Annotated in this window: 20 protein-coding genes; 6 read left to right on the top strand and 14 right to left on the bottom strand. The window is 60.4% G+C overall.

What is annotated here, in order from left to right:
* The first annotated feature begins 70 nt into the window (after positions 1 to 70).
* Both ACFPB1_RS11935 and ACFPB1_RS11940 read left to right on the top strand, forming a co-directional pair.
* Complete coding sequence (locus tag ACFPB1_RS11935) at positions 71 to 703, top strand: GNAT family N-acetyltransferase (RefSeq protein WP_379225406.1); 633 nt, start codon at positions 71 to 73, stop codon at positions 701 to 703.
* A gap of 44 nt (positions 704 to 747) precedes the next feature.
* On the top strand, positions 748 to 1,926 hold the full coding sequence (locus tag ACFPB1_RS11940; RefSeq protein WP_379225408.1) for an acetoin utilization protein AcuC: 1,179 nt from the start codon (positions 748 to 750) through the stop codon (positions 1,924 to 1,926).
* A gap of 171 nt (positions 1,927 to 2,097) precedes the next feature.
* On the opposite strand, the gene ACFPB1_RS11945 is transcribed toward ACFPB1_RS11940, so the two are convergent.
* The 4 genes from ACFPB1_RS11945 to ACFPB1_RS11960 form a co-directional block, all read right to left on the bottom strand.
* Positions 2,098 to 2,802 carry a 5'-methylthioadenosine/adenosylhomocysteine nucleosidase gene (locus ACFPB1_RS11945; protein WP_379225410.1) on the bottom strand — a complete coding sequence of 235 codons (705 nt, stop codon included), beginning with the start codon at positions 2,800 to 2,802 and terminating at the stop codon, positions 2,098 to 2,100.
* Positions 2,803 to 3,807 carry a catabolite control protein A gene (gene ccpA, locus ACFPB1_RS11950; RefSeq protein ID WP_379225412.1) on the bottom strand — a complete coding sequence of 335 codons (1,005 nt, stop codon included), beginning with the start codon at positions 3,805 to 3,807 and terminating at the stop codon, positions 2,803 to 2,805.
* A 72-nt stretch (positions 3,808 to 3,879) separates the two neighbouring features.
* On the bottom strand, positions 3,880 to 4,236 hold the full coding sequence (gene ytxJ / locus ACFPB1_RS11955) for a bacillithiol system redox-active protein YtxJ (RefSeq protein WP_379225414.1): 357 nt from the start codon (positions 4,234 to 4,236) through the stop codon (positions 3,880 to 3,882).
* 15 nt (positions 4,237 to 4,251) lie between these two features.
* Positions 4,252 to 4,632, bottom strand: a complete 381-nt coding sequence (locus ACFPB1_RS11960) for a hypothetical protein (protein WP_379225416.1) — start codon at positions 4,630 to 4,632, stop codon at positions 4,252 to 4,254.
* A 327-nt stretch (positions 4,633 to 4,959) separates the two neighbouring features.
* Here ACFPB1_RS11960 and ACFPB1_RS11965 point away from each other — a divergent pair, with 327 nt between their 5' ends.
* Positions 4,960 to 5,484 (top strand): type 1 glutamine amidotransferase domain-containing protein, encoded by a 525-nt coding sequence (locus tag ACFPB1_RS11965; RefSeq protein WP_379225418.1) that lies wholly within the window; start codon positions 4,960 to 4,962, stop codon positions 5,482 to 5,484.
* Between the two features lie 99 nt (positions 5,485 to 5,583).
* Here ACFPB1_RS11965 and ptsP read toward each other — a convergent pair whose 3' ends face one another.
* The 6 genes from ptsP to ACFPB1_RS11995 all read right to left on the bottom strand — a co-directional run bounded on the left by ptsP (position 5,584) and on the right by ACFPB1_RS11995 (position 12,716).
* On the bottom strand, positions 5,584 to 7,344 hold the full coding sequence (gene ptsP, locus ACFPB1_RS11970) for a phosphoenolpyruvate--protein phosphotransferase (protein WP_379225420.1): 1,761 nt from the start codon (positions 7,342 to 7,344) through the stop codon (positions 5,584 to 5,586).
* Positions 7,341 to 9,224 (bottom strand): glucose PTS transporter subunit IIA, encoded by a 1,884-nt coding sequence (locus ACFPB1_RS11975; protein ID WP_379225422.1) that lies wholly within the window; start codon positions 9,222 to 9,224, stop codon positions 7,341 to 7,343. The genes ptsP and ACFPB1_RS11975 overlap by 4 nt, the downstream gene beginning before the upstream one ends.
* Positions 9,225 to 9,384: 160 nt before the next feature.
* Positions 9,385 to 10,224 (bottom strand): hypothetical protein, encoded by an 840-nt coding sequence (locus ACFPB1_RS11980; protein ID WP_379225424.1) that lies wholly within the window; start codon positions 10,222 to 10,224, stop codon positions 9,385 to 9,387.
* Between the two features lie 140 nt (positions 10,225 to 10,364).
* The gene (locus tag ACFPB1_RS11985) at positions 10,365 to 10,799 is read right to left on the bottom strand and encodes a CoA-binding protein (RefSeq protein ID WP_379225426.1); all 435 of its coding nucleotides are present in this window, start codon (positions 10,797 to 10,799) and stop codon (positions 10,365 to 10,367) included.
* Between the two features lie 52 nt (positions 10,800 to 10,851).
* Positions 10,852 to 12,150, bottom strand: a complete 1,299-nt coding sequence (gene aroA, locus ACFPB1_RS11990) for a 3-phosphoshikimate 1-carboxyvinyltransferase (protein WP_379225428.1) — start codon at positions 12,148 to 12,150, stop codon at positions 10,852 to 10,854.
* Positions 12,151 to 12,191: 41 nt separating this feature from the next.
* Positions 12,192 to 12,716, bottom strand: a complete 525-nt coding sequence (locus ACFPB1_RS11995; RefSeq protein ID WP_379225430.1) for a shikimate kinase — start codon at positions 12,714 to 12,716, stop codon at positions 12,192 to 12,194.
* A gap of 190 nt (positions 12,717 to 12,906) precedes the next feature.
* On the opposite strand from ACFPB1_RS11995, the gene ACFPB1_RS12000 reads away from it, so the two are divergent.
* Positions 12,907 to 13,158, top strand: coding sequence for a hypothetical protein (locus tag ACFPB1_RS12000; protein ID WP_379225432.1), 252 nt, complete (start codon positions 12,907 to 12,909; stop codon positions 13,156 to 13,158).
* Here the strand turns inward: ACFPB1_RS12000 and gndA are convergent.
* From gndA to ACFPB1_RS12020, 4 genes are all read right to left on the bottom strand, one after another.
* Positions 13,139 to 14,551 carry an NADP-dependent phosphogluconate dehydrogenase gene (gndA, locus tag ACFPB1_RS12005; RefSeq protein WP_379225434.1) on the bottom strand — a complete coding sequence of 471 codons (1,413 nt, stop codon included), beginning with the start codon at positions 14,549 to 14,551 and terminating at the stop codon, positions 13,139 to 13,141. The genes ACFPB1_RS12000 and gndA overlap by 20 nt on opposite strands.
* A gap of 230 nt (positions 14,552 to 14,781) precedes the next feature.
* Positions 14,782 to 15,378: a hypothetical protein gene (locus ACFPB1_RS12010; RefSeq protein ID WP_379225436.1), complete on the bottom strand. Its 597-nt coding sequence runs from the start codon at positions 15,376 to 15,378 to the stop codon at positions 14,782 to 14,784.
* A 228-nt stretch (positions 15,379 to 15,606) separates the two neighbouring features.
* Complete coding sequence (locus ACFPB1_RS12015; RefSeq protein WP_379225438.1) at positions 15,607 to 15,807, bottom strand: hypothetical protein; 201 nt, start codon at positions 15,805 to 15,807, stop codon at positions 15,607 to 15,609.
* A 119-nt stretch (positions 15,808 to 15,926) separates the two neighbouring features.
* Complete coding sequence (locus ACFPB1_RS12020; RefSeq protein ID WP_379225440.1) at positions 15,927 to 16,388, bottom strand: Hsp20/alpha crystallin family protein; 462 nt, start codon at positions 16,386 to 16,388, stop codon at positions 15,927 to 15,929.
* Between the two features lie 118 nt (positions 16,389 to 16,506).
* On the opposite strand from ACFPB1_RS12020, the gene ACFPB1_RS12025 reads away from it, so the two are divergent.
* Positions 16,507 to 16,743: a spore germination protein gene (locus tag ACFPB1_RS12025; RefSeq protein ID WP_379225442.1), complete on the top strand. Its 237-nt coding sequence runs from the start codon at positions 16,507 to 16,509 to the stop codon at positions 16,741 to 16,743.
* On the top strand, positions 16,743 to 16,943 hold the full coding sequence (locus ACFPB1_RS12030) for a spore germination protein GerPB (protein WP_090635706.1): 201 nt from the start codon (positions 16,743 to 16,745) through the stop codon (positions 16,941 to 16,943). The genes ACFPB1_RS12025 and ACFPB1_RS12030 overlap by 1 nt, the downstream gene beginning before the upstream one ends.
* The last annotated feature ends 11 nt before the right edge of the window (positions 16,944 to 16,954 follow it).

The raw sequence follows: 16,954 nt of genomic DNA on the forward strand, positions 1-16,954 counted from the left end.
TCGACCATGCTTTTCATTGCCGCAATTTTTTGCTATAAGTTAGGGTAGCATGCGAAAGGAGCCCGATGCTGTGCAACATCGCAAACTGCCGCATACCGAAACCGTCTGCTTTCAATCGCGGGAAATCGTCGTCGAAGGCCCGCTGCCGGCCGAACGGCTGGCGCGGTTGACGCTGCACGCGCAGCTCGACGCGTTCCGCCGGCCGCCCGAGCAGCTGCAGGCGCTCATCGAGATCGCCGAGCTCCCCGAAGGGCGCATCATCGCGGCCCTGGACGGCGACACAATCGTCGGGTACGTCACGTTTCATTACCCCGACGAGCTGGAGCGCTGGTCGGAAGGCCGCATGGCGGATTTGATCGAGCTCGGCGCCGTTGAGGTGGCCGACGATTATCGCGGGCTGGGCTTGGCCAAGCGGCTCATCTCCCTCTCGTTCCGCGGCGGGCAGCTGGAGAACGTCATCGTCTACACGACGGAATATTATTGGCACTGGGACTTGGAGGGCACGGGGCTCAGCGTCTGGGACTACCGCGCCATGATGGAGAAGCTGATGAAGGAAGTCGGTATGGTCTGGTTCGCGACCGACGACCCTGAGATATGCGCGCATCCCGCCAATTGCCTGATGGTCCGCATCGGCAAGGAAGTCCCCTTAAGCTCGGTCGAGCAGTTCGACCGCGTCCGTTTCCGGCAACGATTCATGTATTAGTTCAGGCAATTCGCGCAATCCGTGCAGAAAGGCAGTGGAACAGCATGACGGCCAATGCCGCATTTATTTATTCGCCCGAGGCGAAAAGGTACAAATTCAATCAGGAGCATCCGTTCAATCCGATCCGGCTCACGCTGGCCAAGCATTTGCTGGAAGCCGCCGGCGCGCTGAAGGACGAGCAGATGCTGATCGCTTCGCCCGCCGGCGAAGACCTGCTGAAGCACGTGCACCGCGACGATTATATCGATGCCGTACGGCGTCTCGGCTCGCCCCGTCCCATCCCCGCCGACGTCGCGGCCGCGGACAAGTTCGGTCTCGGCACCGAGGATACGCCGTATTTTCCCGGCATGCACGAAGCGGCCGCGGCGATCGTCGGCGGCTCAGTGCTCGCGGCGGACGCGGTCATGGACGGCCGCGCGCGGCACGCATACCATATGGCGGGCGGCCTGCACCACGCCTTCCCGGACCGCGGCGCGGGCTTCTGCGTCTACAACGACGCCGCGATCGCGATCGCGCATATCCGCAAGCGGTACGGCGCCCGCGTGCTCTATATCGACACGGACGTCCATCACGGCGACGGCGTGCAGTGGTCGTTTTACGCCGATCCCGACGTCTGTACGTATTCCATTCACGAGACGGGCAAATACCTGTTTCCCGGCACGGGCTTCGTCCATGAGCGCGGGGCCGACGCCGGCTTCGGCACCAGCATCAACGTGCCGATGGAGCCGTATACGGAGGACGATTCGTGGCTCGACAGCTTCCGCGCAACTGTGAGCCGCGCGGCCGAATATTTCAAGCCCGACGTCATCGTCAGCCAGCACGGCTGTGACGCGCACGCTTACGATCCGCTGTCGCACATCCACTGCAGCATGCGCATCTACCAGGCGATGCCGGCAATCATCCACGAGCTGGCCCATCAGTACGCCGATGGCCGCTGGATCGCGCTGGGCGGCGGCGGGTACGACATCTGGCGCGTCGTGCCGCGCGCCTGGGCGTTCGTCTGGCTTGCCATGACGGACCATCCCCTGATGGACCGCTTGGCGCCCGAAGGCGCCAATGAGCCGCTGCCGCTGTCCTGGCAGGAACATTGGGCCATGACGAGCGAATCGCGGCTGCCGGCCGATTGGCTGGATGACCTCGCGGCTTGGACGCCGATGCCGCGGCGCGATGAGATCGCGGCCCGCAACAAGGACATGGCGCAGATCGTCCTGCAGCAGCTGTAAGCCGTGATCGGGACATGAAAGTCAAATGCAGGTCACTTGCAAGTCACATGTGAGGCAGGCATCCAAAGGCACCCATAAACAAGCGCACAACCGAAAAGGCAGCTTCTCCCTTCCGATGCCCGGAAGCGAAAAGCTGCCTTTATGTTATCCTTGCAGAAGCCCTGCCTAAGCTTACAGGTGCTGCAGCATGTCGTCGATGATCGCGTGCGAATTAACCGACGCTTGGACGGTGAACTCGGCGAAATTGACATGCGCCGAACCGTCCGCCTTGTCCGACATGGAACGAATGACGACGAACGGCACGCCGTTCATCGCGCATACCTGCGCCAGCGAAGCGCCTTCCATCTCGGTGCAGGCGCCGCCGAGCTCTTCGTACAGTCCGCGCACCACGTCGCGCGAAGCGATGAACTGGTCGCCGGAGAGCACCTTGCCCTTCAGGCTGCGACCCGGGAACAACCGCTCGCAGGACGATGCGGCAAGCTCCACGAGGTCCGGCGCGGCTTGAAATTCCCAGACGTCCTGATACGGGATTTGCCCGCGGGCGAACCCAAGCGGCGTGACGTCGAAGTCATGCTGCAGGCAGGACGTCGACACGACGATGTCGCCGATGTTCAAGCTCGGCGCGACGGCGCCGGCGACGCCCGTGAACAGCACGCAGTCCGCGCCGGCGTCGATGAGCACCTGCGTGCACACCGCGGCGTTGACTTTACCGACACCGGATTTGCAGAAGATGACGTTATGGCCGTGCAGCGTGCCTTCGGTATATTCAATCCCGGCCTTGACGAACGAGCCTGTCTTAATGACATGCTTGTGCAAAAGCTCAATCTCTTCGACCATGGCGCCTACGATGCCGATATTATAATACGCAGCCGCCATTTAGATGCTCCCTACCGACTGGCGCGTAACGATCTCGTACGGCAGCACGACGCGCGGGTTGTCGACCGATTCCTTCTTCATGAGCTTGGTCAGCAGCCGCATCGATACCGCGCCGATGTCGTACATCGGCTGGGCAACGGCCGTCAGCTGCGGACGGACCATGGACGCCATCCGGCTGTTGTCCACGCTGATGACGGAGACGTTGTCCGGCACCTTGAGACCGGCGTCCTGGATGCAGTGAATCGCGCCGATGGCCATCTCGTCCGTCGCCGAGAAGACGGCGGTCGGCCGCTCCGGCAGCTCCAGGAAGTATTTCATCGCGTCGACGCCGGATTCATAACGGTAATTGCCGATGCGCACGAGGTTCTCGTCGTACGGCAAGCCGGCCGCTTCGAGCGCTCGCTTGTAGCCTTGGAACCGCGCGTAGCCGTTCGCCGGATCCTGCAGCGTGCCGCCGATCATCGCGATCATGCGGTGGCCGTTCTTGATCAGCGTCTGCACGGCGTCGAACGCCGCGGCTTCGTGGTCGATGTCGACGGACGGCATCATGCCGTTCTCGTCGGTCGTGGCGCAGAGCACGATCGGTACGTTGGCCGTCTTGAACGCCTGCAGGTGCTCGTCCGTCACGGCGCCGCCCATGAACAGCAGGCCGTCGACTTGTTTCTCGAGCAGCGTGTTGATGACGCGAATCTCTTTATCCTTCTTCTTATCCGCATTGCACAAGATAATATTGTAGTGATACATATTGGCGATATCTTCAATTCCACGCGCTACTTCGGCGAAGATCGCGTTCGATATATCGGGTATGACGACGCCGACGGTCGTAGTTTTCTTGCTCGCCAAACCTCTCGCAACCGCATTCGGACGATAGCCGAGACGTTCGATGGCTTCGAATACTTTTTTGCGTGTTTGAGGTTTCACGTTCGGATTGTTGTTGACGACCCGCGACACGGTCGCCATGGACACGCCTGCTTCTCTTGCTACATCATAAATGGTTACCGTCACAGTCCTTCTCTCCATTAGTTCAAATTTTTCTCTCGCCCCGTAACACTTTATCTTTAATCATACGACAAAATATTACTTTTCGCAATGCGTGCCGAGATGCTCGTCTAATGTCGAGTAGGTAATCCGCCAGTGGGAAGCATGCCACGACACGTTGCCGCCGTCCACCAGAATCAGCTGCGGCGACTCGTGCTTGAGTTTCAATTGCTCGGCGATCGCGTCCGATACGTCGCGGTTGTCCGGCACTAGCGCGAGGACCGGCGTCAGCTCGAGCGCCTGCGCGTCCTCCAGCCAGTTGGCCAATTCGTCGTACGCGCCGGCGCTGATGGAGCACTGCGTGCTGTGCTTGAACACCAGCAGCGGCTGCCGGAATGAGCTTCCGTAAGCGCCTTCCCAATCCGCAAGCGTTCTCATCGGAAGAGGCATTTCCATGCTTGCACTTCCTTCTTAGCCGTATTGAAGCATGCTCCTGCTCAGCTGGCTTAACCGCTTATGTATGTCCGCCACCCAGTCCCGGTCGCCGGTGGCTTGCGCGACGGCCAGCAGATCGAGGAGCATGTCGATCCGTTCCTCCGTCATCTTCCGGACGATCGCAGGATCGGAATGTTTATGTTCGTAATAGGCTTCTACTAACAGCTTTGCCCATTCATTCCACTCATTAAACAGGAAGGTTTGTTTTGTAGGCTGCGCGCCCAGCTGGCCGATCAATCCCGTCAAGTCCGGTTTGACCTCCGGAAACACTTCGCTGCGGTTGCACGAAGGGCAAGAGTAGATGGGTACGTTATCGATTTCGACCTTGTTGGAATAAATAACGGTCCGCAGCTTCATCGGCATCACGTCGCCGCAAGAACAGCGCTTTTGCAAAATGGTCCACCCCTTCTTCTAAAAGCAGCAAGGCCTTGAAAGCGTTCTTTCAGAGGCGTAGCTCGACGTTAAAGGTATTCGACTTTTCGCATGAAAGTCCTTCTTGCGCGTTGGTTGTAATTTTTGCATCTAGCGGATTAAGCAGCCAGCGCCCGAGGCGGGCAAGGAGGCGCTCAGGACGCGTACCAGCGGACGGCGCGGTTGCTTCGCCGCGGCGTCTTCGTTAAAATGAGGGTGGTTTAGGCGGGCTTGATTTTACATATGCGCAAGGCTGAGGGAGGATGACAAACGATGTCGCTGCAAGGCAAAACGGTCGTCTGCTTGCTGGATGACGAGTTCGAAGATTTGGAATTATGGTATCCCGTTTACCGCGTGCGCGAGGAAGGCGTGACCGTGCTGTTCGCCGGTCCGGAGAAGGGCCGCACGCACATCGGCAAATACGGCGTGCCCGCGACGGCGGACGCCGCCTACGACGAGCTGGACGCCGCTCGCATCGACGGCCTGCTCGTCCCGGGGGGCTGGGCGCCGGACAAGATCCGCCGTTATCCGAAGGTGCTGCAGCTCGTCAGGGAGATGGACGCGGCGGCGAAGCCGATCGGGCAGATCTGCCATGCCGGCTGGGTGCTGATCTCGGCAAAAATTTTGCAGGGCCGCAAGGTGACGTCCACCCCCGGCATTCGCGACGATATGGAAAACGCCGGCGCCGTGTGGCTGGACGAGCCGGTCGTCGTGGACGGGCATCTCGTCTCGGCGCGCCGTCCGCCGGACCTGCCGCCGTACGCGAAGGCGTTCGTTGACGCGCTGCGGGGCGGCTAAGCCTGGGCGAATCGGACGAAGCGAAAGAGCGACACCCCTGGGGTGCCGCTCTTTCGCCTCCTGTCGCTTGAAGCTCAGCCGCCCGCAACCGTCCGCGGTTCAGCTGTTTTTGAAAACGTCCGGATATTCCTCGGCCAGCTGCTCCTCGGACGTCCTGAGGTTGAGCAGCTCGTGGATGTCCGTGCTGGTCCGGCACGCGAGGATCCGTTCGAAACTGTCGCGGCTGTCCTGCTGCCGCAGCGAGAGCAGCCGTTCCTTGACCGGCAGGATGGAATGCGCGGACATGCTTAGCTCGTCGACGTCCAGCGCCAGCCAAATCGGCAGCGCCTTGACGTCCCCCGCCAGCTCGCCGCATACGCCGACGTGGATGCCGTGGCGTTTGGCGGCCTCCACCGTCAGCTTGATCATCCGCAGCACTGACGGGTGATATGGCTCGTACAGATGGGAGATCTGCTCGTTCATCCGGTCGACCGCCAGCGTGAATTGAATGAGATCGTTCGTGCCGATACTGAAGAAGTCCACTTCTTCGGCGAGCATGTCCGCGATCACGACGGCGGCGGGCAGCTCGATCATGATGCCGACTTGAATGTCGGCCGCGAACGGCACGCCCTCGGCGCGCAACTCGTCTTTGCATTCCTGCAGCAGCCGGTTAGCCGCGCGCACCTCGTCGACTGACGAGATGAGCGGGTACATGATTTTCACGTTCCCGCGTTCGCCGGCGCGCAGAATTGCCCGCAGCTGCGTTTTGAACAGGTCGGTTTTGTCGAGGCAGATGCGGATGGCCCGATACCCCAGAAACGGATTGTCTTCCGCCGGAAGCTCGAAGTAATCCAGCTGCTTGTCGCCCCCGATGTCCAGCGTGCGGATGATGAGCGGCTTCGGATACAGCTTCTCGGCCACGGTGCGGTACACCTCGAACTGTTCGTCTTCCCGAGGCAGCCGGCTGCGGTCCATGTACAGAAACTCCGTCCGGAACAGGCCCACCCCGTTCGCCCCGCTCGCGAGCGCGACGTCCAGCTCCTTCAGCGAGCTGATATTGGCGCTCAGCTCCATCTCCTTGCCGTCCTGCGTCACCGGCTTGAAGCCGATGATGCCCTTCAGCTGCTGCTTCTTCTCACGCTGCAGAATCTGCTTGCCCGTATAATAATCGACGAGCGCCTGCTCCGGGTGGATGTGCACGATGCCGAGGCCGCCGTCGATGATCAGCATGTCGCCGGTCTGGATCGGCTCCTCCAGCTTCGATTCGATCCCGATGACGAGCGGCACGCCCAGCGCCCGCGCCATGATCGACGAGTGCGACGTCATGCTGCCGGCCAGCGTCGCGATGCCGAGCACGTGGTGCGGATTGAGGTGCGCCAGCTGCGACGGGGACAGCTCCTTCGCGATCAGGATGAACGGCTGCGTATCCGACGGCAGCGTGATTTCCGGCGCGCCAAGCAAATGCTTCAGCAGCCGGTTGCCCACGTCCTTGATGTCGAGCGCGCGTTCCTTCATATATTCGTCGTCGAGCAAGTCGAACATGGTGACGAAATGGTCGATCGCTTCCTTGACGGCCACTTCAGCCGCCTTGTACTGCCGCTGAATGATGCCCTGAATCTCGTTCATGAACACGGGATCGTCCAGTATGGCCAGGTGCGCGTCGAAAATATAGCTTTCTTCCGCGCCTACGACCTCGCGAAGCTCATCCTTCATCTGCTCGATTTCGACCTTGGACGTGCGAATCCCCTCGTACAGCCGGTCGAATTCCCGGGCAAGATCGCCCACGTCGATTTTTTGCTCGGGCAAATCCCACTCCCAGTTCGGAAGGACGAACGCTTTTCCGATCGCGATACCCGTTGAAGCTCCTATCCCTTGAATCACGCTGTTTCCCCTCCACCGCTTCTCTCTTTTAGAACGACCGACATGACGGAAGCCTGACCGCGCTTCACGCTCTTGAACGGCGCGAAGCTCCAGGAGCTGACGCGGTCCGAATTCGTGATAACCATCGGCGTAGCGAGCGATTTGCTGCCTTTGCGGATCTTCTGCATGTCGAAGGTAATCAGCAGCTGGCCTGGCTTGACTTGGTCGCCCTCTTTGACGACCGCCTTAAATCCGTGGCCCTTCAGCTGCGACGTATCGATGCCGATGTGCAGCAGCACATCGAGTCCTTCCGGCGTCCGGATCCCGATCGCGTGCATCGACGGGTAGACGTGGATGACTTTGCCCGGCACGGGCGAGACGAGCTCGCCCTTCTCCGGCATGAAGGCGACGCCGTCCCCGACGAGCTTGCCCGCGAAGATCGGATCGGGCACCTCGCTGAGCGGCATCATCCTGCCTTGCACCGGCGAGTTGAAGAGCACCCGCGAGATGTCGCGCCGGATCGCTTTGTCCATCTCTTCCCGAATTAGCTCCGAATACGTGCCGAACACGATCTGGACGTTGCCGCCGCCGAGCCGGATGACCCCCGCCGCGCCGAGATGCTTCAGCGCGTTGTTGTCGATCAGCCGGTCGCTCCCGACCTTCAGGCGCAGCCGGGTGATGCAGGCCTCCATCTGGACGATGTTCTCCTTTCCGCCGATCGCCTGCAGGATGAGCGGCGCCCGGTACGGGATGTCGCCCGCCCATTCATCGAGCTGCGAGCCTTCCTCCCGCCCCGGAGTCGGAATGCGGAACCGGCGGATCGCCCAGCGGAACATCACGTAATAGATCAGTCCGAAGAAGATGCCGATCGGGATGATCAGCCAGCCTCTCGTGGCCAAATGCTCGTTGATGAGATAGTCGATCGCCCCCGCCGAGAACGAAAAGCCGGTCCGGATGCCGAGCTCGTAAGTCAGCCACATCATGAAGCCGGACAGCAGCGCGTGCACGACGAACAGGTACGGTGCCACGAACAGAAACGCGAATTCGATCGGCTCCGTCACGCCCGTCAGGAAGGACGACAGCGCGGCCGTCAGGAACGTCCTGCGGATCTTCGGCTTCAAGTCCTCGCGCGCTTCGTGTATAATAGCGAACGCGATGGCCGGCAGCGCGAACATCATGGTCGGATAGAGTCCGGCCATGAAGCTGCCCGCCGTCGGGTCGCCCGCGAAGAAGCGCGGCAGGTCGCCGAAAACCATATGCCCGCCCGGCGTCTCGTACGCGCCGACCTGAAACCAGAACACGTGGCTGACCAGATGGTGCAAGCCAAAGACGACGAGGATCCGCAGCACGAAGCCGAAGAGGAATACCCCGAAGCCTCCGCCGGAATTGACGATGTCGCCCAGCTCCATCAAGGCGCTGTGGATCGACGGCGCGATCTCGACCATGATGATCGCCCACAGCGTCGAGAATGCGCTTACGATCAGCGGCACGAACCGCGGCCCTCCGAAAAACTGGATATATTCGGGCAGCTTGAGCGACTTGAACTTCTCGTTCAGGACGCTCGTCACGATGCCGATCAGGACGCCGGTAAACACGGTTGGCTCCAGCTCGTAATGGCTGGCGTTAATAATGCTTGTATAAATAAACATGCCCGCAATTGCCGCAAGCCCCGCCGTCAAGGCGTTGCTCGTCATGCCCATCGCGACGCCGAACGCGAACAAATACGGCAAATACGCGAAGAGCGTCTCGCCCGCGGTCTGCAAATGCGTATGCATGCTCGGCAGGCCCATCGACGCCCACGGCAGTGCGCTCAGCGCGAGAAATACAGCCGCTCCGGGCAGTACAATGGTCGGAAGCATCAAGGATCGGCCGAGCTGCTGCAAATGACCCATGATGTTCATGAATGTCCCCCTCTCTATGTACGGGATCGCGGCTTCGCAGTCGAATCCGCCGCGGATTCTACTTTGATCGTAAGGGTTTCCTGTCCCGTTGTCAAAAAGAAAACGGCGGACCGGAGGTCCGCCGTCTCGCCGTTTCGTTCAGCTGGCATGCCTAGGCTGTTTAGAAACGTTGCAGGTTGCTGTTCGTCATGCCCATGCCCGCTTGGCTGCCGCTTGCGGTATAGCCCGTGCGGGAAACAACCGGACCTTGGTTGGCGAAGCCGGCGTGCTGCAGAACCGGCGTGCTGCCCGCTTGGCTCGTGTAGCTCGTCGCGCCATAGCTGCCGGCATTGCTCATGCCGAAGCTTTGGCTTTGCGCGTTTTGCGCTTGGTAACCGCCGAAATGCGAGATGACCGGCTGCGATTGCTGCTGCACCGAGCTGCCTCCGAAGTGCGACAGCACCGGCTGCGACGTCGATTGGTTCATCTGGCGCGCCGCCTGATAAGGCTGCGACTGCTGCGCGTTCTGCGCTTGGTAGCCGCCGAAGGCCGAGATGACCGGCTGGGAGGTCGCCGCAAAAGAGCCGCGGCCTATCGCGGACTGCTGCTGCATGCCGGAAGAGGCTTGGTACGGCTGCGATTGCTGCTGCATGCTGGAGGAAGCTTGATACGGCTGCGATTGCTGCGCGTTTTGCGCTTGATAACCGCCGAAATGCGAGATGACCGGCTGCGATTGCTGCTGAACGGCACTGCCTCCGAAATGCGAAAGCACCGGCTGCGTGCTGCTCGTGTAGCGTTGTCCGGAGAACGAATTCATCGATGCTTGTTGGCCGTGACCGCTGTTCGCCGTGTACCCCAGGTGCGAAATCACCGGCCCCGTATTGGATTGGGCTGAAATGCTGCCAGGCTGGTTCGGAATGCCTTGGTAGTGGGATTGCACGAAGCCCGCCGGTTGATATTGGTTTTGCTGTCTCATTCCCGACGCGTTCATGCCGAAGCCCTGTTGCCCGAATTGATTCATCGTCGTGTCGTCCTCCTAGAATGCGTGGATTAGGCTCCGATTCCCTAGGCATCGCGGCCATGGTCATCAAAAAGCCTCCCTTATTGTTGGAGACGCGTCACGTTTTTATGTTTGTCAGCATATGGCTTTCCAGTACATGATCAAGATTTGGATTTGCCGTGCGGCAGAAGGATGGAATCCTCCACTTTGATGCAGCGGTCCATGATCACGTTCAACCCGCCCTGCCGCGCGATTTCGGCCGCTTCGTCGTTCACGACGCCGAGCTGCAGCCAGAGTGTCTTGGCGCCGGCCGCGACGGCTTCCTCGGCGATGGGCGGCGTGAACTCGCTGCGCCGGAACACGTCGACGATGTCGACCGGGAACGGGATGTCCTTCAGCGACGCGTATGCCTGCTCGCCGAGGATCGACTCCGCGCTCGGGTTGACCGGTACGATCCGGTAGCCCTTGGCTTGCATCGCTTGCGCGATCATATGGGAGGTTCGCTCCGGATTGTCCGATAAGCCCACGACCGCGATTGTGTCCGCTTCTTCTAATATACGCTTGATTTCATCCCGCGAAGGATTCGCGAACGCCATTAGCCTCATTCCTTTCGGTGGTTGAATGACCGGCTTCCCGTTCTAGCGTGCCTTACTTCGGTTCGGCCCATTCCACGTTGGCGCCGAGCGCCTTCATGTGGTCGAAGAAAATCGGATACGACTTGGCGACGTGGTGAGCGTCGCGAATCCGGATCGGCGCCTTGGCGCGAAGCCCGACGACGGTCAGCGCCATGATGACGCGGTGGTCGTAATGGGCGTTGATCTCGACGCCGCCTTCGACGCCTTCGGGACGGCCGTGCACGATGATCTCGCTGCGGCGCTCCTCGACATTGGCCCCCGCCTTGCGCAGCTCGTTCACATAATCGGTGATGCGGTCGCATTCCTTGAACCGAAGGTTCTCGACGTCGTAGAACCGAGACGTGCCTTCGGCGAACACGGCCGCCGCGACCATCGCCAGCACGGCGTCCGTCGCTTTGTCGCCGTCGAATTCGAGCGCCTTCAGCTTGCCGTTGCCCTGCACGTGCACGACGCCGTTATCGTGGGTCAGCGGCACCTCCATCGCGCGAAGCACGTCGACGATGGCGCGCTCGCCCTGCTTGCTGTTCTCAAGAAGCCGGTGCAGCTTCACGTCGGACTGCGTGACGGCAGCGGCCGCGAGCACGGCCGCGGAGCCCGGGTAATCGCCCTGCACGATGTACTCCTTCGCCGCGTACTTCTGCCCGCCCTTCACGCGGTAGCGCATCAGATCCTCGCTCGCTTCGATGACGATGCCCGCCTGCTCGAGCACCTCCAGCGTCTGGCCTACGACGACCTTCGACTTCAGGTCGTGCAGCACCTCGATCTCGCTGTCTTCCTGCAGCAGCGGCGTCAAGAAGAGTAACGCGCTCAGGAATTGCGAGCTGACGCTGCCGGATACTTGAATCTTGCCGCCCGTCGGCGCGCCGCCGCGAATCGTGATCGGCAGTTTGCCGGCGTTATGCTCTACGTCCACGCCGAGCTGTCCGAGCGCGTCGATCAAGTCGTCGTGCGGCCTTTTGCCGAGCGATTCCGGGTACCGGTTGACGAAGGTCACGTCCGGCGCCAGCGCCGCGATCGCCATCAGGAAGCGCAGTACCGCGCCGGCGTTGCCCACGTCCAGCTCCTTCACGTCCCGCGGACGCTTGCCGAAGCCTGTGATCGTGATCTTCCGGTCGTCTTCCTCGATGACCGCTCCCAAATCCCGGATGCACCGGCGCATGGCGTCGCTGTCCTCGCTGTGGGCCGGATAATGGATCGTGCTGGTACCTTCGGCCAGCGCTGCGGCCAGCAGATAGCGGGTCGTGTAGTTTTTCGAAGAAAGCGCCTGCAGTTCGCCTTGCAGTCTCGGCGTTGGCGTAACGAGAACGTCCATGGTTTACGTACTTCCCCTTTTTCTATGGAATGTTGGGTGGTTCAGACTAGGCTGATCGCTTGCGCGATTCGTTCCGCTACCTCGTCCACGGAGAGCGCCGTCGTATCGATTGTCAAGTGGGCGAACTCATAGGCGCCCCTCCGGTCCTCGAGCAGCTGGTACACGCGCTGGCGGACATCGCCCCGCAGCAGCGGCCGGTCGGGGTCCTGGCTGACGCGCGCGATCACGTGCTCCGGATCCGCGGTCAGCGCCACGACGAATCCGCGCTGCAGCATCAGCTCGCGGTTGGCCGGGGACAGCACCGCGCCGCCGCCCGTCGCGACGACGAGCGTGTCGTCCCGGCCGAGTACGGCGCGCAGCGCCTCCGTCTCCGCGGCCCGGAATTCGCCCTCGCCCCGTCCCGCGAAGATCGCAGCGATCTCTTCCCCTTCGCGCTTCACGATCTCGGCGTCGACGTCGCATGCCCCGCAGGCCATCAGCTCCGCCAGCCGGCGGCTTACAGCCGACTTGCCCGTGCCCATGAAGCCGACGAGCACCACATGCCGCGGCGGCTTGCTCTCGCTCATCGCCGGCACCTTCCCTTCGCATCAATTTACACGATAAACATGTTCCATGATTATAGCATTTTTAGAGTTGCGGGGGTATAAAAAACTTGTTTCTACCGTAGAGTTGTTAATACGTGCTACCATCCGAAAAAGGAGTGATTCCATGGCTTCTTTGCCAGAGCCGCTATCCGCCCGGTACAGGGTCGACCGGTTGAACAACCCGGATTATCCGCTTTCACGCGACGACGTCGTCTGGACGCTGGCCTTCGTCAAAAAGAAAATGGCTGACGAAGCGCCCGACTTGGTCGGTCTTCCTCAGCCACTGTTATTGCGGAAATTTCAAAGCTTCGCCGAAGCGTCGCTCATGCTCCTCAAGCAGCGCGGCGGATGCGGCCACGAAACCGACCGCCTCCGGAGCTGCCTGCAAGAATTGATTGCGGATCTTACGATTGAATCCAATTGAAGTGGAACGTGCCTTCCTTGTCCACGCGCTTGAACGTGTGGGCGCCGAAGTAGTCGCGCTGCGCCTGCAGCAGGTTGGCCGGCAGACGCTCCGTGCGGTAGCTGTCGTAGTACGCCAGCGCGCTCGCGAACGCCGGAACCGGAATGCCCTGCGTCACGGCCGTCGCAACGACTTCGCGCCATGCACCCTGGTAGGATTCGACGATGTCCTTGAAATACTCGTCGAGCAGCAGGTTGGTCAGACCCGGGTTGCGGTCATACGCGTCCTTGATGTTCTGCAGGAAACCGGCACGGATGATGCAGCCGCCGCGGAAAATCATCGCGATGTCGCCGTAGCGCAGATTCCAACCGTATTCGTCGGACGCGGCGCGCATTTGGGCGAAGCCTTGCGCGTAGGAGCAGATTTTGCTCGCGAACAGCGCCTTGCGGACCGCTTCGATGAAGGCGTTCTTATCGCCTTGGAACGGACCGGCCTGCGGTCCCTTAAGCAGCTTGCTCGCCGCGACGCGCTCTTCCTTGCGGGCGGACAGAAAGCGCGAGAAGACGGACTCCGTGATGATGGACAGCGGCACGCCGAGATCGAGCGCGCTTTGGCTTGTCCATTTGCCGGTGCCCTTCTGGCCCGCGGAGTCCAGGATCACGTCGACCATCGGCTTGTTCGTGTCCGGGTCGTACTTCGAGAAGATGTCGGCCGTGATCTCGATCAGATAGCTGTCGAGTTCGCCCTTGTTCCATTCTTCGAAAATCGACTGCAGCTCTTCCGTACTAACGCCGAGCACGCGGTTCAGCAGGTCGTACGCTTCGCAGATGAGCTGCATGTCGCCGTATTCGATGCCGTTGTGGACCATCTTGACGTAATGGCCCGCGCCGTCCGGCCCGATGTACGTGCAGCATGGGTCGCCGTTCACCTTCGCGGAGATCGCCGTCAGGATCGGTTCGACCAGCTTGTACGCGGATTCCTGGCCGCCCGGCATGATGGACGGCCCCTTGAGCGCGCCTTCTTCGCCGCCGGACACGCCCGTGCCGATGAAGCGGATACCCTTGGCCTCGAGGGCCTTGTTGCGGCGGACCGTATCCGGGAAGTAGGCGTTGCCGCCGTCGATGATGATGTCGCCTTGGTCAAGCAGCGGCACGAGCGCGTCGATCGTCGCGTCCGTGCCCGCGCCGGCCTGTACCATGATCAGGATTTTGCGCGGGACTTCGAGGGATTGCACGAATTCTTCGATGGTGTATGTACCGACGAGGTTTTTGCCTGCCGCTTCTTTCATGAGGTCGTCCGTCTTCTCGCGGGAGCGGTTGAACACGGATACCGTGAAGCCCCGGCTCTCGATATTCATGGCAAGATTTTTGCCCATGACGGCAAGTCCGACGACACCGATTTGCTGTTTCGACATTTGAACGATTCCACACCTTTACTCTGTGATAGGGTTAAAGCAACGCGGCGCGCCGCCAGGCCCACCACGCATACAACACCCCTAGTTTACTCTTTTTGACCGCTAATGAAAACCATGACGCCCAACATTTTGCCGTTGACGGCCGCGGTATAACGGAGAAACCCAAACAAAATAAACCCCCGGCGCGCGTTCGGCCGGGAGTCTATTTCGCGTGCGCGCGTTCGGTCTTCCTAAAGCTCAAGCTGTATCATCTCGGTTCTCAGGGATTGCAGCCGTTCCCTGGACTGCGCCATATCGGTCTCCCGCCCTTCCGTAATCGCTTCGTGGAGGACGGACAATTCGTAATCGAGCTCGAACCGGAGAACGGAGGCCCGTTCCTCCGCACGCTTCGACTGAAACGCCTGAATCACTTCTTCGACGGTAACGAACGGTTTCTTCTGATAAATGATCCGATGTTCCATGCCGGACACCTCCACAAGTCGTATGATTTCGCCAAACATGATGCTCTCGATGACGATTTGCCGGTCCTTGAACCGTTTGACCACCGCGTGGCCGCGGGAATCGTTGATCAGCTTCTCGAGCAGATCCGAGAGCTTCTCGTCCCTGATCAAATAATCGCCGACGATCTTGTAACGGTTGCGCATCCGTTGAAACCGAAGCTTAACCAGCTTGCGGCCGCTTCGCACGGAGATGAGAAAATAAACGTCCGTTTCGCTCCAATAGAGCGAGTACCCTTCCTGGATCAGATCCCGAATGAGATTCTGGATTTGCCGGCGGTCGAAGCGCAGCTCCAGGTTGCAATACTCGACTTCATGGCTCTTGTTCATCGGCAAGCCCTCCCCTCGTATGGATTCATTGACGAAATGTTCTGAATATTCTCTCATATCATTATCTTATACTCCATCTTATGTTCTGGCAACTTGGATTATTGACTATTTTTAGACGCGCCGCCCCGAATGGGACAACAAATTTATTGCGCGCCAAAAAGCCGTTTCCCGCCCGGCTCCCGGACGAAAAACGGCTCTTCCGCGTTCGATCGCGCCGCGCGCAGCGCGTCAGACGAACCACGTATTCAATATGATCCCGAACACGGCGCCGCTGACGACCGCGCCGATGAAGCTGAACCAGCCTTGCCGGTACTTGAGCTGAAACATTTTCAATACCCCGAGGCTGAGCAGGCCGAAAAACAACAAGATGAAGATCGCACCCGTAATGAACAAGGCGGCCGAGATTTGGCTGACATCCACCAGCGTCACGGAAAACACTCCCTATGCAAGTTCCTTTACCTGCATTATAAGGAAAGAACCCGCCGTCCGCCAGCGGACGCGCCGATGAAGTTCGGCCGAAATGGTGACAGATATGTGACGTTTCCCGCTTACGGCCCTTGAATCGTCGCGATATGGGACCGCTTGCTCGGCGGCCGCTTCCGCAGCTTCACCTTTAGTACCGCGCCGTCGTATTCCGCCTGGCAGCTGCGCGGCAGCACCAGCTTCGGCAGGCGGATCGTCTCGGACTCGCCGCCCGGCAGGCCGCTCAGCCTCAGCCGGTCCTCCTTGGCCGTCAGCCGGAGCTCCGACAGGTCCGCCGCTTCCCCGAGCGGATACGTGACGACCACGAACCGCTTCGTCTCGGCCACGTTCGCGTTCGACGTCTGGAATGCCGTCGAAGCCGCCGGGATCGCTTTGTTCATCATATTGCGGACGTAATTCTCGATCCATTCCGACTGCCGGAACACATCAAACCCTTTAGGCAGCTGCTGCTTCTCCATCCACTGCTCCAGTTCCTCCCAATCGAGCGCCATCGCGGCTCCCCCCGCTTCCGTTCTTCTTCCTACCACTGTATGCATCCGCCCACGGTTCCGCCACAGGAGGAGATGGCCGCGCAAGTCACGTCTGGGCGTTTGCCGCATAGGATGTAGCAACGATGCTGCAATCCCAGATAAGGAGTGAGGCACCATGCCAGCCATCGTCGGCTTCGTCAAAGTCATCAGCGTCGGTTCGAGCGCCATCGTGCAGTTCGGCGACTCCGTCCAGCTCTCCCCGGCGAGTTCCTCCAAGACGTACGCGGGATCCGGCTCCTTCCTGACCGGCAGCCTGACGAATTCCAATAACGCCGTCAGCGCTACGAACACGAACGATCCGGACATTCAGGACAACACGGAAAACAACCTCGCCAACGGAGTCAACGTCTGATGAATCTGACCGTTCATCAAACCATCACCATCCATCAGCTTCGCGTGAACAGCGTGACGAATTCGTCCGTCCTGCAAGTCGGGACGGCGGGTTCCATCGCGTCGAACGCCCAAATGTACAATACGGGAGGATTCACGGGACCGGCTCCCCAATTGGAGGAGAATCCGGTCAACTTCGTGCCGCTGCCGAATCCGAATTAGTGCCGGAGGTG

It is taken from the genome of Paenibacillus sp. GCM10023250 (assembly GCF_042653205.1).
Taxonomy (GTDB): Bacteria; Bacillota; Bacilli; order Paenibacillales; family Paenibacillaceae; genus Paenibacillus_Z.

What these genes read in the sequence shown, in the direction of transcription:
- ACFPB1_RS11975 (WP_379225422.1), bottom strand. Translation starts at nt 9,224, where the DNA reads ATGAACATCATGGGTCATTTGCAGCAGCTCGGCCGATCCTTGATGCTT.
- ACFPB1_RS11980 (WP_379225424.1), bottom strand. Translation starts at nt 10,224, where the DNA reads ATGAATCAATTCGGGCAACAGGGCTTCGGCATGAACGCGTCGGGAATG.
- ACFPB1_RS11960 (WP_379225416.1), bottom strand. Translation starts at nt 4,632, where the DNA reads ATGAAGCTGCGGACCGTTATTTATTCCAACAAGGTCGAAATCGATAAC.
- ACFPB1_RS12010 (WP_379225436.1), bottom strand. Translation starts at nt 15,378, where the DNA reads ATGAACAAGAGCCATGAAGTCGAGTATTGCAACCTGGAGCTGCGCTTC.
- ACFPB1_RS12025 (WP_379225442.1), top strand. Translation starts at nt 16,507, where the DNA reads ATGCCAGCCATCGTCGGCTTCGTCAAAGTCATCAGCGTCGGTTCGAGC.
- gndA (WP_379225434.1), bottom strand. Translation starts at nt 14,551, where the DNA reads ATGTCGAAACAGCAAATCGGTGTCGTCGGACTTGCCGTCATGGGCAAA.
- ACFPB1_RS11940 (WP_379225408.1), top strand. Translation starts at nt 748, where the DNA reads ATGACGGCCAATGCCGCATTTATTTATTCGCCCGAGGCGAAAAGGTAC.
- aroA (WP_379225428.1), bottom strand. Translation starts at nt 12,150, where the DNA reads ATGGACGTTCTCGTTACGCCAACGCCGAGACTGCAAGGCGAACTGCAG.
- ytxJ (WP_379225414.1), bottom strand. Translation starts at nt 4,236, where the DNA reads ATGGAAATGCCTCTTCCGATGAGAACGCTTGCGGATTGGGAAGGCGCT.
- ACFPB1_RS11965 (WP_379225418.1), top strand. Translation starts at nt 4,960, where the DNA reads ATGTCGCTGCAAGGCAAAACGGTCGTCTGCTTGCTGGATGACGAGTTC.
- ACFPB1_RS11945 (WP_379225410.1), bottom strand. Translation starts at nt 2,802, where the DNA reads ATGGCGGCTGCGTATTATAATATCGGCATCGTAGGCGCCATGGTCGAA.
- ACFPB1_RS11985 (WP_379225426.1), bottom strand. Translation starts at nt 10,799, where the DNA reads ATGGCGTTCGCGAATCCTTCGCGGGATGAAATCAAGCGTATATTAGAA.
- ACFPB1_RS11995 (WP_379225430.1), bottom strand. Translation starts at nt 12,716, where the DNA reads ATGAGCGAGAGCAAGCCGCCGCGGCATGTGGTGCTCGTCGGCTTCATG.
- ACFPB1_RS12030 (WP_090635706.1), top strand. Translation starts at nt 16,743, where the DNA reads ATGAATCTGACCGTTCATCAAACCATCACCATCCATCAGCTTCGCGTG.